The organism is Lentilactobacillus kisonensis DSM 19906 = JCM 15041 (assembly GCF_001434135.1).
In the GTDB taxonomy this organism is placed as follows: Bacteria; Bacillota; Bacilli; order Lactobacillales; family Lactobacillaceae; genus Lentilactobacillus; species Lentilactobacillus kisonensis.
The window spans coordinates 264,418-280,164 of record NZ_AZEB01000001.1 but is presented as its reverse complement, the minus strand read 5'-3'; the positions used below and the strand labels follow the sequence as shown (position 1 = coordinate 280,164).

The 15,747-nt window shown below is 39.8% G+C and carries 14 protein-coding genes; 10 read left to right on the top strand and 4 right to left on the bottom strand.

Features of this window, described 5'->3' with window-relative positions; translation table 11 throughout:
- The first annotated feature begins 141 nt into the window (after positions 1–141).
- The 6 genes from argS to FC98_RS01335 all read left to right on the top strand — a co-directional run bounded on the left by argS (position 142) and on the right by FC98_RS01335 (position 10,164).
- A complete protein-coding gene (gene argS / locus FC98_RS01360; protein WP_056949073.1) occupies positions 142–1,833 on the top strand; it encodes an arginine--tRNA ligase in 1,692 nt (563 codons plus the stop codon).
- Positions 1,834–2,079: 246 nt separating this feature from the next.
- The gene (locus FC98_RS01355; RefSeq protein WP_056949072.1) at positions 2,080–4,167 is read left to right on the top strand and encodes a PBP1A family penicillin-binding protein; all 2,088 of its coding nucleotides are present in this window, start codon (positions 2,080–2,082) and stop codon (positions 4,165–4,167) included.
- Between the two features lie 94 nt (positions 4,168–4,261).
- Positions 4,262–4,606 (top strand): YlbF family regulator, encoded by a 345-nt coding sequence (locus FC98_RS01350; RefSeq protein WP_008858391.1) that lies wholly within the window; start codon positions 4,262–4,264, stop codon positions 4,604–4,606.
- Positions 4,607–4,843: 237 nt separating this feature from the next.
- Positions 4,844–6,076 carry a metallophosphoesterase family protein gene (locus FC98_RS01345; RefSeq protein WP_054654288.1) on the top strand — a complete coding sequence of 411 codons (1,233 nt, stop codon included), beginning with the start codon at positions 4,844–4,846 and terminating at the stop codon, positions 6,074–6,076.
- Positions 6,073–8,652, top strand: coding sequence for an ATP-binding protein (locus tag FC98_RS01340; protein WP_056949070.1), 2,580 nt, complete (start codon positions 6,073–6,075; stop codon positions 8,650–8,652). The genes FC98_RS01345 and FC98_RS01340 overlap by 4 nt, the downstream gene beginning before the upstream one ends.
- Positions 8,653–9,165: 513 nt before the next feature.
- On the top strand, positions 9,166–10,164 hold the full coding sequence (locus FC98_RS01335) for a 3'-5' exoribonuclease YhaM family protein (RefSeq protein WP_008856922.1): 999 nt from the start codon (positions 9,166–9,168) through the stop codon (positions 10,162–10,164).
- 117 nt (positions 10,165–10,281) lie between these two features.
- Here the strand turns inward: FC98_RS01335 and FC98_RS01330 are convergent, their stop codons facing one another.
- The 3 genes from FC98_RS01330 to FC98_RS01320 form a co-directional block, all read right to left on the bottom strand.
- Positions 10,282–11,163, bottom strand: coding sequence for a peptidylprolyl isomerase PrsA (locus FC98_RS01330; protein WP_008856921.1), 882 nt, complete (start codon positions 11,161–11,163; stop codon positions 10,282–10,284).
- A 129-nt stretch (positions 11,164–11,292) separates the two neighbouring features.
- Positions 11,293–11,610, bottom strand: a complete 318-nt coding sequence (locus FC98_RS01325; protein WP_040471535.1) for a hypothetical protein — start codon at positions 11,608–11,610, stop codon at positions 11,293–11,295.
- 1 nt (position 11,611) lies between these two features.
- On the bottom strand, positions 11,612–12,040 hold the full coding sequence (locus tag FC98_RS01320) for an HIT family protein (protein WP_008856919.1): 429 nt from the start codon (positions 12,038–12,040) through the stop codon (positions 11,612–11,614).
- 128 nt (positions 12,041–12,168) lie between these two features.
- Between FC98_RS01320 and FC98_RS01315 the strand changes: the two genes are divergently transcribed.
- The 3 genes from FC98_RS01315 to trmB all read left to right on the top strand — a co-directional run bounded on the left by FC98_RS01315 (position 12,169) and on the right by trmB (position 14,976).
- Positions 12,169–12,906 carry an ABC transporter ATP-binding protein gene (locus FC98_RS01315; RefSeq protein WP_040471534.1) on the top strand — a complete coding sequence of 246 codons (738 nt, stop codon included), beginning with the start codon at positions 12,169–12,171 and terminating at the stop codon, positions 12,904–12,906.
- Positions 12,903–14,135, top strand: a complete 1,233-nt coding sequence (locus tag FC98_RS01310) for an ABC transporter permease (RefSeq protein ID WP_054654279.1) — start codon at positions 12,903–12,905, stop codon at positions 14,133–14,135. Before FC98_RS01315 ends, FC98_RS01310 begins: the two co-directional genes overlap by 4 nt.
- 196 nt (positions 14,136–14,331) lie before the next feature.
- Positions 14,332–14,976: a tRNA (guanosine(46)-N7)-methyltransferase TrmB gene (gene trmB, locus FC98_RS01305; protein WP_054654277.1), complete on the top strand. Its 645-nt coding sequence runs from the start codon at positions 14,332–14,334 to the stop codon at positions 14,974–14,976.
- Here trmB and FC98_RS01300 read toward each other — a convergent pair.
- Complete coding sequence (locus FC98_RS01300) at positions 14,963–15,274, bottom strand: hypothetical protein (RefSeq protein ID WP_008856915.1); 312 nt, start codon at positions 15,272–15,274, stop codon at positions 14,963–14,965. The genes trmB and FC98_RS01300 overlap by 14 nt on opposite strands.
- 128 nt (positions 15,275–15,402) lie before the next feature.
- Here FC98_RS01300 and FC98_RS01295 point away from each other — a divergent pair, with 128 nt between their 5' ends.
- On the top strand, positions 15,403–15,729 hold the full coding sequence (locus tag FC98_RS01295; protein ID WP_008856914.1) for a thioredoxin family protein: 327 nt from the start codon (positions 15,403–15,405) through the stop codon (positions 15,727–15,729).
- The last annotated feature ends 18 nt before the right edge of the window (positions 15,730–15,747 follow it).

Sequence of the window (15,747 nt, the reverse complement as noted above, 5' to 3'; positions counted from 1 at the left end):
CGAAGCGCGCTTTTTAGAATAATAAGTTAATAATTTGAGCGGATATTTTTTATCAAATAGAGTGGTACCGCGGGTTTACTCGTCTCTTACAATTTTTTTGTAAGAGTTTTTTTGTATATTTGTAGACGGAGGAAATTAGTTATGGATTATAAGGCACAGGTTACAAATTCAATTTTGAGCGTTTTAAACGATGAGTTATCGTCAGCGGAAGTTTACGAGAAGCTAGAGCAGCCAAAAACACAGACAATGGGGGATTTAGCATTCCCAGCTTTTGCACTCGCTAAGGTTCTTCATAAAGCACCTAACCAGATTGCAGCTGATTTAGTTGCTAAGATTGATCAGACTTCTTATGAAAAGGTTGAAGCCAAGGGTGCTTATATTAACTTTTTCCTAGACAAAGGTCAGTTTAGTAATGAAATCTTAACTGATATTATTGAACAGGGTGCCGCTTATGGTCAAAATGATAATGGTAAGGGTGGTAATGTTCCAATTGATATGTCATCACCCAATATTGCCAAACCGATTTCAATGGGTCATTTGCGTTCAACTGTTATCGGTAATTCGATTGCCAAGATTTTGGTAAAAAACGGTTATCATCCAATCAAAGATAACCATTTAGGGGATTGGGGAACTCAATTTGGTAAGCTGATTGTGGCTTATAAAAAATGGGGTAATGAAGATGATGTTCGTAAAGACCCAATTAATAATTTAGTTAAATATTATGTTAAATTCCATCAAGAAGATAAGGAACATCCAGAACTAGACGATGAAGCTCGGGAAACCTTTAAGAAATTGGAAGATGGTAATGAAGAGGAAGTTTACCTTTGGAAATGGTTCCGTAAAGTTTCACTTGAATCGTTTAACAAGATTTATGATAAATTGGGCGTAACTTTTGACACCTATAATGGTGAGGCTTTCTATAATGACAAGATGGACGAAGGAATCCAAATTCTTAAGGATAAAGGCTTATTAGTTGAATCACAAGGTGCCCAGGTGGTGAAACTTGATAAGTACAATTTGAACCCCGCATTAATTCTTAAGAGTGATGGTGCTACGCTTTATATTACTCGTGATATTGCCACCGCAATTTATCGTGATAGAACCTATAAACCAGCGATGAACTTGTACGTTGTCGGTTCAGAACAAACGTATTACTTCCAGCAATTAAAGGCTGTTTTATTAGAGATGGGACTCCCATCAGCTGAAAATCTTCATCATATTCCATTTGGGCTAATTACCGTTAACGGTAAAAAATTGTCAACCCGATCTGGCCGAATTATTTTGTTGGATCAAGTTCTTGACGATGCTATCGAACTTGCTAAGAAGCAAATTGAAGCGAAGAATCCTGATTTGCCAAATAAAGAAGAGGTTGCCAAGGAGGTTGGTGTTGGTGCCATTATCTTTGGTGATTTAAAGAATGAACGGACTAATAACATCGACTTTGTTCTTGAAGATCAATTAAAGTTCGAAGGCGAAACCGGCCCATATGTTCAATATTCACATGCTAGAGCTGAAAGTATCCTTCGAAAAGCTGGTACGATTGACTTCCATGGTGCTGATAAGGCCCTTGATGATCCAGCTGCTTGGGAAACACTGACATCATTGAAAGAGTTCCCAGCCATCATTGAAAGTGCATGCAAGGACTTTGAACCATCCGAAGTCGCTAAGTATGCACTGCGATTAGCTAAAGCTTTCAATAAGTACTATGCCCATTCCAAGATTTTAGTTGAAGATGATCAATTAGGTGCACGTTTGTCACTGGTTAAAGCAGTTTCAATCGTCTTAAAGGAATCACTTAATTTGTTAGGCGTTAAAGCACCTGATGCAATGTAATTAAGTTAAAATAATTTTATACTAAGCCACTAAGCGAGTGTGAGACAACGGTTCAAGCTGTCTCGCACTCGTTTTATATTGGCGAAAATACAATATTCTTTTATTCCTATTTTGAAAATTAGCCACTTGCGGTTCCTGCTTCTTTTATCGTCACACTTTAAAACCTCATTAAGTTTTCAAGACAGCTAAAAACCCAAAATCAATGATGTGATACAATGTGTAAGTATTTATAAAAGGAGTATGAGTATGAACAACAATTCAACCAAATCATTTAGAAAAAAGGCTGGACCTTTATTTAAACGATTTAACCGTTTTTGTCGCAAGTATCATTTGGTTAAATGGTTGGTTGTTTTATTCTTAAGCGTTGGATTAATGATGAGTACCTATTTGGTTTTTTTGGCTAAGACGGCTCACGTCCAAAATTTGGAATCCTCGCTTGCCAAAACAACCGAGATCTTTGATACTAGTAATCACAAAGCGGGAGAACTATATGCACAAAAGGGCACCTATGTCCAATTAAATAAAGTTTCAAAAAATATTCCTAAAGCCGTTCTTTCGACTGAAGATCGTAACTTTTATCATGAGTATGGTTTTTCAGTTAAGGGAATTGCCCGGGCAATGTTTTTGCTTGTTAAGAACAAGCTGTTACATCGTGATTATATTAGCGGTGGCGGGAGTACGTTAACTCAGCAATTGGTTAAGAATGCTTATTTATCCCAGGAGCAAACGATGACCCGAAAGCTAAAAGAACTGTTTTTATCAGTTCAGGTTGAGAACGTTTATTCCAAAAAAGAAATTCTGACAATGTACCTTAATAATGCCTACTTTGGCAATGGGGTGTGGGGGGTTCAGGATGCTGCCCAAAAGTATTTTGGCCAAAATGCGGTTGACCTTTCCGTTCCGGATTCCGCTGTTCTGGCTGGGATGTTGACGTCGCCTAGTGCATTTAACCCGATTGATCATCCAAAAGCGGCAAAGTGGCGGCGAAACGTTGTTTTACAGCTAATGGTTGAGAATAACAAGTTGACTCAAGCGCAAGCTAATTATTATAAACGAACCCCGATTGTCCTTCGAGATACCTATGTCAGAAAGGATGGTTATCGCTATCCGTATTACTTTGATGCTGTTATCGATGAAGCAATTAGCAAATATGGGTTAACCGAATCCGAGATTATGAACCGTGGTTATCGAATTTACACGAATCTTAATCAATCTCAACAGCAAGCAATGCAGACGACGTTTAATAACAACTATTATTTCCCGGCAAACGCTACCGATGGGACCAAGGTTCAAGCTGCTTCGATCGGAGTATCACCAACAACCGGTGGGGTTACTGCCGTTGTTGGTGGTCGTGGGGCGCATGTTTTCCGTGGGTACAACCGGGCAACTCAAATTGACCGGCAGCCGGGGTCGACGATGAAGCCATTGGCGGTATACACTCCTGCACTTGAGGCTGGGTATAAGTTTGATTCTGAATTAGTTGATAAGAAGAAATCCTATGGTACCAATCATTACACACCAAAGAATTATAACAATGTATACCAGGGGAAAGTGCCGATGTACGAGGCATTAGCTCAAAGTATGAATGCCCCAGCGGTTTGGTTACTGAATCAAATCGGGGTGGACCGGGGATATCAATCAGTGAAGGACTTCAACATTCCAGTCACTAAAAAGGATAAGAACTTAGCCCTGGCACTTGGTGGGATGTCTGGTGGCGTATCCCCCCAACAGATGGCAGGTGCCTATACGGCATTCGCAAACGGCGGTAAAATTGTCAAGCCATTTTACATTCGCAAAATTGTCGACTCAACTGGTAAGGTTGTGGTAGATAATACGGAAAAGCAACAGGGGCGTCAAATTATGTCCTCAGCGGTTGCTAAGCAGATGACGAGTATGATGCTCGGGGTATTCAACAATGGGACTGGTGCAGATGCCAAACCATATGGCTATCAAGTTGCCGGCAAAACCGGGAGTACCGAAGCCGATGATACCGGGTCCGCTGATGCAACTAAGGATAAGTGGATCATCGGATATACCCCTGACTTGGTAGTGGCTACGTGGGAAGGCTTTGATAGTACTAGTCAGGCTCATCATTTAGAGAACCTGAGTGGGACCGGCGTTGGCCCGCTGTTCAAAAATGAAATGCAGACAATGTTGCCATATACGAAAAATTCAACCTTTAATACTAAAGACGCGCAATCAATTGTTCAAGATCAAACCAATAACGGTAGTGTTTGGGATACAATTCAAAAGAAAACTAATGAATATTCTAGTCAGGTTGAAGAAAAGGCTAAGCAGCTGATTGATGATGTTAAAAATTGGTTTGGCCATTAATCGAGAGAATCTACAATGCTTCTTGATGGAGCATTCGCATCTGGTTAGCTTTATGTTAAACTAAAATAAATACGAAGATAAGGTGGATAATTTAATGAATGATAAATTAACTGAACTCGCTACCCAACTACAGCAGGAGTTAGTCACTACTAAGGAATTTGGGGACTTAAAGGCAACGTATGAGCGTCTTAAGGCTGACCCAGACACGTTCCAATTGTTCAAACAATTCCAAACGACTCAAATGCAGTTACAACAAAAGCAAATGCAAGGTACTCAGCCAACTCAAGAAGAGATTGCAAATGCCCAAGCAATGGCTAGTAAGATGGGGCAGAGCTCAATTATTTCAGATTTAATGAAAAATGAAAAAGCACTCAATACGGTTTTGGGTGACGTTAATGATTTGGTGACGAAACCGCTCATGGAGCTTTACCGAAGCTAAAAGGTCATGGCAATGGCGGTTGATCCCAGATTTTAAGCTCATAAGACGGGATCAATAGATGCTTGGATCTCAGAATTTAACAAAGGAGTGCCGTTATTTCCTGGGGGAATTGCGGCACTCCTTTGTTAAATGTCATATTGAAATGCGTGCTTCTTAAATAATTGATGAATTAAGTGAGGATGGCAAGCGACGCATGTTTTTTATTTTCGGATTGAATTTGGTGAGGAGGCAACTTAAGTGAAATTTATCCATGCAGCGGATTTACATTTAGATAGCCCGTTTTTGGGATTACATAACGATTCGCTTCCACAGCCATTATGGGAACGAATTCGTAAGTCAACCTTTGAGTCATTTCAGAAACTAACTGATGACGCAATTTCAGAAAAGGTTGATTTTGTTCTAATAGCCGGTGACTTATTTGACCGCCAGGAACGGAGTGTTTCAGCCCGGGTATTTTTGATTCAGCAATTGCAAAGGTTAGCAGCCGCACACATTCAGGTCTTCATTAGTTTTGGCAATCATGATTATTATAATGGTGATTTTGATAAACTTGGTTATCCCAGTAATACACATGTCTTTGGAAATGATGTTGAAACAAAAACAATCGAATTGTCTAACGGGCAGATTGCCGCAATTACTGGGTTTAGCTTTCGTAATCAATGGGTTAATGATCCGATTATTAACAATTATCCAGAAGCAATTGATGCTGATTGGAACATTGGGATGCTACACGGCAGTCTGAGCACGCTTAAATCTCCTGAGGCTAATTATGCACCGTTTACCCTGGAACAGCTTAAATCAAAGGATTACGACTACTGGGCCCTTGGTCATATTCATAAGCGGCAATCTTTAGACGATGAAGGTTTAATCAATTATTCAGGAAATACGCAGGGGCGCCATATCAACGAAAGTGGTGATAAAGGCTACTTGCTGGTTCAAAGCAATGGGCGACACCTGACAACCGAGTTTCATGCAACAGCACCAATTATTTGGGAAAAGCTGCAGATCTCAGTGACGAGTGACTCTGTCGATAATCTTGCTAACACCATCATGAATAAGATTTCAACGCAGAAATATGCCAAACTTCATTTTGTCAGAATTGAATTAGCTGATAAACGGTCTCACTCTAAGGAGATACGGCAAGCTATAATTGACGGTGATTTGCTTTCAGCCGTTCAGCAAATGAATGCTAAGAATTGGCAGCAGCTCAATTGTTGGATTACGTCAATTAAGTTTACTTCTACCAGCCAAGTGGTGCTAAGCAATATAGACCAGAATTTTTTTGATGAAGCTAAGCATCAAACACTCACGAGTGAACAGGTTGCTAAACTACTAAATAAGGGACTGGCAAAGTATCCATTTATTAAAGACGATATTTTCATGGCGGATACAGAACAGGACCTTTTTAATCAAACAACGGCAATTTTACAGGAAAACGTCACTAATTCTGATGAGGGGGACGGCAAGTGAATATCAAATCACTAACCATTTATGGCTATGGCAAATGGATTGATCAACGGATCCCCATTGATCACAAGCTACAGGTCATTTATGGCCCTAATGAGGCTGGTAAAAGTACCATTATCGATTTTATTGAATCGATGTTATTTGGCTTTCAAAATAAAAAACAAGCCGTTCATGGGCAATACCGACCAAGAACCTCTAAAGCGTATGGTGGGGAATTACGATTTTCAGAAGCCGGTCATAATTATAAATTAGTTAGAACGGATGGCCCAAAGGGAGGTGACGTCAAACTTTTTGATGTCGACCATGACACTGAGTTACCTGCCAATACTTTTTTGGAAATGATTTCGCCAATTGATCGCCAATCATATAATCAGTTGTTTTATTTTGGTGATTTTGACGAAAAACAATTTTATAAAACAGATGAAATGAGTCTTGCAATTCAGATTCAGCGAATTGGGGTGACTGATGCCGACAAATGGGTTGGATTACAAAGGGCGCTTACTAAAACTGCCGATAATTTGTATAAGCCTCGAGGGCGAACCAAGCTCATTAACGTTAAATTACGAAAATATCATGAACTGTCTGCTAAAATTACCAATGCTCAAAAGGCTTATCCTGAGTATTTGGATCGCCAAGCAGAACTAGATAGGGCACTCACTAACTTTAATTCGTATCAGGCTGAGCTATCAGCTGCCCAACAACAACTTGATAAGGATCGACATTTGATGAGCTTTTTACCGCTAGTCCAAGAACGGGCAGCTTTGGATCAAGTGACTACGCAGGATCTTAAAGCTGCGTTCACTGATGCGGATCAGGCAGAATTTAATCGCCTTAATTTGGTCATTAAATCCACACGTGCGCAGGTTGGTGAAAATCAAGTCAAAATTTCTGTTCTGAAGGAAGAAATTACTGATAGTCCTGCTCGTAAATTTTACGAAAGCAATCGGCAAACAATCGAACGCTTAACAGCCCAGTTGCCACATCAGCGTGATTTGGCCGCCCACATTGTTTTTTTAACTGACCAGCGCCAGGCTAATCAAGTTAAAATGAATGACCTACAATTGCGATTACCTAAAAACGCTTCCGGAACTGTTCCTAAGCCGTTTCCAAATAGTGGGGTCGCAACAGTTAACGACCTTTTGAGACAGGAGGCAACTCTTTTTGATCAACTTGGCACTAAAACCAATTCACGACAAACGAGACACCGACCAGTTGTTAAACAATCACGTATTGGCTATTACGTCGGTGCCGGAATTGTTGCGATTGGAACAGTCTTACTTCACCAGTTACCATTTAGCTGGGTTGGTTACCTGTTGGCGATTGGCATTTTGATTTGGGGATTGGACCAATCAGATAAGCCGGCGATAGTTCCGATAATGCCTCAAGTAGATGATCAAGAGCTGAAGCAGCAGTTAACAACGATTCAAAGCAAATTAGCCACCATCCGTTCAAAATATGCTTTAACGGGAATTGATCAGTCAAAGTGGATCCCAATCCAAGCTCAGTTGCAACAGCTTCAGGCACTGCAGACGAGTGAGGAAGATATTGCCAGTCAACTTGGGGCGGAACAGCGCCAATATGATCAATTTATCGATGATTGGCGTTTCGCTCAAGACTGGGTGCAATTTGATCGAACCAACTACTTAGAAAATATTGATGAGCTCGAACGAACGATTACTGATTGGCAGCAACAAGTTGCCGATTACCAGGCGAAACAAAAGAATTTGACGATTTATCAGCAATTAGAGGATCAGGCGGCCAAAAAGCTTGAAGAAGCTAATCAGCAGAAGACTGCTTTTCTCCAAAGTCGTCACGTTAAATCAGATGATGACTTTATTGCTGGTATTAACCAGCAAAAACAGCTGAGAGAAAAGTTGAGACGAAAAAACGAGTTATCTCAACAACTTAAAGACTCTAAACTATTGATACCAAGCGAAATTGACAAATCTCAGTTAACTAATAAAATTGATCACGAGGACAAGCAAGTTAGCCAGCTCCAAAAACAATTGAGTGCCCTTAGTGAAAAGAAGGCTGAACTTAAAATTCAAATAGCGAATTTAGTTAAAAGTGGAACCTACTTTGATCTCCGGCAGGAACTTGCCAATTTAGAAACCGATATTTTAGAAGATGTGCATCGGTTGATCGCGTTGCGGCTGGCTGACAAGTGGATTCAAAATGTGTTAAATATTGCAACCAGAGGACGGGTACCCAAAATTTTAAAGCTTGCAAAACGGTATTTTGCCATTTTAACGGGACAACGGTATCAGGATATTTTATTTGAAAATGAAATTAGTGTTCTTAGAAATGACGATGTTGAGTTTGCCATTAATGAGCTATCTAAGGGTACTTTGGAGCAGCTATACCTTGCGCTAGTTTTTTCAATGGCCATTGGTTTTAGTGATCAATACCCACTTCCCATTATGATTGACGATGGTTTTGTTAATTTTGATAAAAAGCGGCGTCAAGCGGCATTTGAAGTCCTCAAAGAGGTTAGTGACCAAACCCAGGTTCTTTATTTTACGGCTAATCTGGAAGAAAATACTAACGAATTTGATGTGATAGACTTAAGTCAGTTTTAGGACAGCTACTCCAGGCAGAAACCTGCATGTAAGCACCTCCGAGAAAAATTCCAAACCCGGGAATTCCTCTCAGAGGAGACTTACATTTCGGTTTCTAATCGCCTGGATCCGCTCACTTTACTAGGACAGCTCCTCAAAGCAAAAGCTTGCACCTAAGTCATTTCAACCCAAAATCCAAAACCGGGATTTCTGGTCGAGATAACTTAGGCTCCAGCTTCTAACCACTTTGTTCCGCTCACTTTTTTAGGACCGCTGCGTAAAGCAAAGATCTGCTCGTAAGCACCAGTAGCAAAAATCCCAGGACCAGGGATTCCTGCTACTGGAGACTTACGCTCCGATCTCTAATCGCTTTGCTCCGCTCACTTTTATTTTAGGACCGCTGCGCAAAGCAGAAGTCTACACATAAGCACCTCTGGTGAAAATTCCAGAACCAGGAATTCCCACCAGAGGAGACTTATGCTCCGACTTCTAACCGCTTTGCTCCGCTCACTTTATTTTTAGGAGGATCATGCGATGGCAAAACAATTAATGGATTTGAAGCTTGATGAAGAATTTGAGCTCTATGTGTTACTAAAAGAAGCCAAAAAGCGCGTTGCCAAGAATGGCAAGAACTTTATTTCGTTAGTGTTTCAAGATCCATCTGGCCAATTGCCGGGTAAGTATTGGGATGCATCAGACCAGGATATTAAACAATTTGTCCAAGGACGGGTTGTTTTATTAAAAGGGAAGCGTGAAAATTATATGAACGCCCCCCAAGTGAGAATCATGGCAATGCGACTTGCTCGAGAAGATGAACCCCATGATCCACTTGGATTTGTTAAACGAGCACCGATGACCCGTACTCAAATGCAAGAGATCATCAACCAAACCATTTTCGAAATCACCAATGCGACCTATAATCGAATCGTGCGGGCCTTAATATCCAAGCATTCGGACGCGTTCTTTACTTACCCGGCCGCTAAATCCAATCATCATGATTTTGCTGGCGGTCTTGCATTTCATACGATTTCAATCTTACGATTAGCCCATTCAGTTGTAAGCCAATATGATGGAATTGATGCACCGTTACTGTACGCGGGAGCAATTCTGCATGATTTAGGGAAAACGATTGAGCTGTCAGGCCCAGTAGCAACGGAATACACGCTAGCTGGAAATCTCTTGGGCCATTTAAGTATTATGGATGCAGAGATTGCTGAAGCCGCAGATAAATTAGGCATTAGTAAGGATTCACAAGATTTAATTTTATTAAGGCATATGGTGCTAGCTCATCATGGCTTATTGGAATATGGGTCACCTGAACGCCCTAAGATATTGGAAGCTGAAATTTTACATCACCTTGATGAACTTGATGCCACGATTATGATGATTCAGGGGGCATTAAAAAATGTCGATCCTGGCGAGTATACTGATAGAATCTTCGGGCTAGATAATCGTCGCTTCTATAAGCCCAAGCCAACTGTTAACCCTGAGAATAATAAGTCTGGTCAGCCTTCACAGAGCCAGTTGTTTTAATCAAAGATGACGCTTAGTCTTTAGATTAATGTAAGCACAAAAAGATGGCATTCTCGATAATTTCAAGAATACCATCTTTTTTCGAAGTTCTAGGTAACGACTTCTTAATTATAGGAATTACTTTTTCTTGGAGCTTGATGAAAGGTAGTCAGACAAGACGTTTTGAAGATCTTTATCCTGAATTGTAACATTACCCTTCTTTAGAACCTTAGAAACAACTGAGTGAAGTGTGTTGCTATCAGCCATCTTCTTATCAACAATCTGGCTCTTTAATTCGCTTTCGTGGTCTTTGTAAGTACCCTTAGCAGGATGGTTGACCATTTGAATAACTTGGTAACCATACTGAGTCTTAACAGGGGTCTTCGTGTATTGACCGTTCTTTAAATTAAAAGCAGCCTTTTTGAAATTAGCATCAAGCGTTGTGTTTGTATTGTCAAATGCGGCAATGCGGCCACCCTTATTCTTAGTAGCAGTATCCGTTGAATACTTCTTAGCTAAGTTTGAGAAGCTCTTACCATCTTTAAGTTGTTTGATAACCGTTTCAGCAGTTGACTTCTTTGATACCAAAATTTGGTTAACCGTTACTTTTGGCTGATAAGACTTAAATTGATCTTTAAGTTGTGCATCGGTAATTTTAATGTTGTCCTTAACAGCTGCTTTAAGTAAAAGATTTGAACGGATCGAATCTTTTAACTGAGAAACAGTCATGCCATTTTGTTGAAGGACAGCGTTAAATGATGAGCCGTATTGTTTCTTATACGTGTTAAACTCACTCGTTACCTCTGACTTCTTAACTTTATCACCGTATTGCTTCTCAAGGACCTTGTTTAAGATCATCTGTTGCAATACTTGCTTACCACTTGAAGTACTCTTTAAACTGCTGTAATAAGCACTTTCGGTAATTTTACCGCCATCAGTTGTGGCAACAGATTTACTACCACATGCTGCAAGGGTAAAACTCATAAGTACGCCGGCTAAAACGATTAGCCACTTTTTCATACAAAAACACATCCATTTCTACAATAGTATTCGTTTGTTAAGCAAACGTTCCAGATAATAATAACATAATATCCAGAATATTTATAACTTGCACCTGAATTTAAACAAATGTTCATAATTGTCTAAGTTTCAGTTATCACTTTTTCCCATCTTTGAAGTGACTTTATTAATTTCATCAACTCGTGGTTGGATTTGAAACATTGCCTCATCGATATCTCGCTGAAGGGCATTAATCGTCGAAGTAAGCTCGGGCAATTGGTCCTTAAAATGGGCCATCGATTTTTTGAAATCGGTATAAGCCGTTTGCCAGTCGGAAACGGCCTCCTTTTGAGCTTGAAGGGTTTTCTTAGTTCGAGCGATGAATTCAGCAGGGGTTTCCTTTCTGGAATAGAGGTAGGCGCCTGCAACAAAAGCTGAGGCTCCCATAATTTTAAAGAATGTTTTCATCTTAATCACCCATATGCGCCACGATTGAGTCCTGGATTTTCTTCAAAGCATCCGAATCGTATTTATTGGAATTATCTTTGAAAATCATCTTAAAATCATCGTTGCTGCTATAGCGGGGAATAAGGTGAAAGTGTGAATGGAAAACGGATTGATAGGCAACCTGACCGTTATTATTCAAGATATTCATTCCCTTAATGTCGGGGTTAGAAGCTTTAACTGCTCTAGCAATCTTAGGGATTCTGGCAAATACTTGGCTCGCAAGTTCCTCGTCATACTCAAAAATGTCTGGAATATGTTTTTTGGGGATAACCAGTGTGTGACCAGGGGTTCCTTGAGAAATATCAAGGAAGGCTTTAACAATGTCGTCTTCGTAAACTGTGTAACTTGGAATTTCGTTGGCAACAATCTTACAAAAAATACAATCTTTCATTAATGACAACCTTCTTTCTGCAAATACTACTGGTATTATAACATTAATGTCTTGTTGGACTCATTCATGTGCTAGCTTAGTATGGTATAATCTGTTCTGTAAATTTATGACGAATGTGGAGTGAAACGATGACTTTAGAAATTTCCAACCTAGTTGGTGGTTATTCACAAGTTCCCGTTTTAAAAGACGTTACTTTTGACGTTAAGGACGGGGAATTAGTTGGATTAATCGGCCTTAATGGTGCCGGTAAATCAACAACGATTAATCATATTATTGGTTTATTAAAACCGTTTAGTGGTTCAATCAAAATAAACGGGACGACGCTTGATGAAGATGTTAAAAAATATAAGCAGCAGATTGCTTACATTCCTGAAGCACCCATTGTTTATAAGGAACTAACCTTAAAAGAACATTTAGAAATGACCATGTTGGCCTACAATCTAGATCAAGATGTTTCATGGAAACGGGCTCACAAGCTCTTACAAATGTTTCGCCTAGATAATAAGCTAGATTGGTTTCCCGATAACTTTTCTAAGGGGATGAGGCAAAAGGTGATGATCGTTTGTGCCTTTTTGACCAATGCCAAGCTGTTCATTATTGATGAACCATTCCTGGGGTTGGATCCGTTAGCTGTAAATGACCTGCTTAATTTAATTTCTGAGCGAAAAAAGCAAGGGGCAAGCATTTTGATGTCGACCCATGTCTTAGATACTGCGCAACGTTACTGTGATCGCTTTGTTCTTCTTCACGACGGAAAGGTCCGGACGGAGGGGACAATTGAACAGCTCCGTGACCTATTCCCAGATGCGGGCGATTCATTAAATGATATCTACTTGACCCTTGCGAGGGAAGGCGGGCAATCATGAAGCAATTATTTAAGCGGCGGCTGGTCAACCATTTAATTGAGATGATGAAATATCTGCGGCTGGTGTTTAACGATTACTTTGTGTTGGCACTGCTTTTTATGATTGGTGGGCTAGGCTACGCATACTCAAACGCCTTAAAACAGCTTCATGCTGGCACCTGGTGGGCCCCGTTAGTTATTGTTGGGGTATTATTAATTAGCGTTCAACTTGGTCGGCTGGCAACGTTTGTTAAGGATCCTGATTATGTCTTTTTGCTCCCAAAAGAGTCTGAAATGGCTGATTACCTAAGACGAGGATTCAACTATAGCCTCATTTTGGCGGGACTGATTCAAGTACTAATTTGGTTTGTCATGTTACCGTTTGTCCAAGTGACGACAAAAGTTAGTGGCCTGGAGCTCCTAATGCTATTAGGAACGATGCTCTGTCTTAAAACAACTTGGTTAAACGTTGATTTTGCTAGAAAATATCGGCTAAAGCAAACTTGGTTGTTGCGAGGGAATCGGCTGCTATGGCGGTTAATTGTACCCGTGCTTATTTTAGGCAATGCCATTTATTTTAGTTATTTAGTGTCATTATTAGCTGCCGTTTTAGTTGCATTGGACAGCTTGTTAAGTCGCCGCTCTTGGGTTAATCGGCCACTTGATTGGCAAACCATGATTGCTGATGAAAATAGTCGGATGCACACGGTTTATCAGTTCTTCAATCTGTTTACAGATGTCCCATCAATTGCGGGATCAGTTAAACGTCGTCGCTATTTAGATGGGTTGTTAGGCCAAATTAAATTAATTCCCAAGAATACGTATCTTTATTTGTATTCACATAGCATTGCCAGGGATAATGAAATGAGTGGGTTATACGTTCGTTTGATGGTGATTGGGACCGTCTTTTTGGTGTTCATTAAGGGAGAGGCTCTGCCAATTATTTTATGTTTATTGTTTTTATATCTAATTGGTTTTCAAATGATCCCATTTTACTTTCATTTCGACGATAACGCGTTTGTCCACATTTATCCGATTACAAATCAATTTCAGATGAAAAGTTTTCAAAGGGTCCTCTTTTTAATGCTAAGTAGCGTAGCGGTTGTTTTTGGCATTGCCGTGATTGCAGTCAACTTTGATAATGTCGTTACGATTGCTGGTGTGATCATTGGTGAAGCCCTTGAAATATGGGCTTTTATCTGGCTATATGTTCCCAGACGGATTTTAAGAGGTGAACGGAATCGTGACTAGTTCATTATTAAATTGAGCAGTAAGTATGGAGAATTGGCATGATAAACCAAATATTAGTTGCCAAAATAAGCGAGTAAACCAGAATTAAAACTGACATGTCCTGATTTATTCGCTTACATGCTAAATACCCATTAATAGCGGAGTACTTAAACTCGTTTATATCTGTAGATAACAAGTTGGAAGTTAGGAGAATTTTATGCGCGTTAGAAATAAACCATGGGCAGACAAATATATTAGAGACCATGAAGAATACATCGTAACGGATCCCCAAAATTGGCTTGGAAAGTGGCAGACCCGATTTGCAAAAAAGCAGCCCTTAAACGTTGAAGTCGGGACTGGCAAGGGGCGCTTCATTATTGAAATGGCAAAAGCCCATCCTGAAATTAATTATATTGGCGTTGAACTTCAAAAGTCCGTTATTGCAACCGCCTTAAGAATTTTCATGGATGCACCTGTTCCTAACTTACAATTTGTTTTAACGGATGGTGCCGATTTGGATGAAATCTTTTTAAAAGACGAGATTGGGAAAATCTTTTTAAACTTTTCTGACCCGTGGCCTAAAAAGCGGCATGCCAAGCGACGATTAACGTCACCAGGATTTTTGAGAACCTATCAACGGGTGCTTGAAGATGATGGCACGATTGAATTTAAAACCGATAATCGTGGGTTGTTTGAATATTCGCTAATGACGATGAACCATTTTCCGATGGCGTTTGAGGATATCTCATTAGATTTACATCATTCGCCAGAGAATGAGACAAATATCGAAACTGAATACGAGCAGAAATTCAGTCCTAATGGGCCAATTTATAAGTTAGTTGCTCAGTTTAAGGCTGAATAAGGCGCCTTTTAATAATTTTACCATTAGTAACATCTGCCCAGAATTCTTGAACTTCTAGATTGCCAGTTGCATCTTGATAATTGAATCCAAAGTGAAACTGGGCGTGATCAGATGATGTATCTGGGCGAATCCGCCAACTACCTATGTAATGACTATTTGTTAAAAGGCAGTCATGCTTAGTTTGGTCAACGATTCTATGTAAAAATTGCTTTCGTTTTTTTGATTCATTATATTGAAGATAGGCCTCAACAGCTAATCCAGTTAATGCCAAGCTATACAGTAAAGATTGCTTTTTCATAAGTTACCCCTTTTTTCCAATAATTAGTTATACTGTAATATACGATGAGTATTTGAGCAAACTGGCGGAATTTTTACGCGTTTTGCGCTATACTTTAGTTCATATTACCATTGAAAGGATGATTAATAATGAAAGATTTGCCAAAAACAGATTTAAACTCATTAACCGAACAACTTAAGGATGGTAGATATATGCTGTTCTTCACGGCTGATTGGTGCCCTGACTGCCGTTTCATTAAGCCTGCGATGCCACAAATTGAGGCTGATTATCCTGAATATCAATTCCTCAAGGTGGATCGTGATGAAAATATTGATCTTGCAGGTGAAATGAATGTGATGGGAATCCCTAGTTTCATTGCTTATTCAGATGGTAAAGAAATCGGCCGCTTTTCAAATGGCGATCGGAAAACTAAAAAAGAAGTTGAGGATTTTATCGACTCATTAAAAATAAAGTAAGTTTGGAAGGAAAAATTA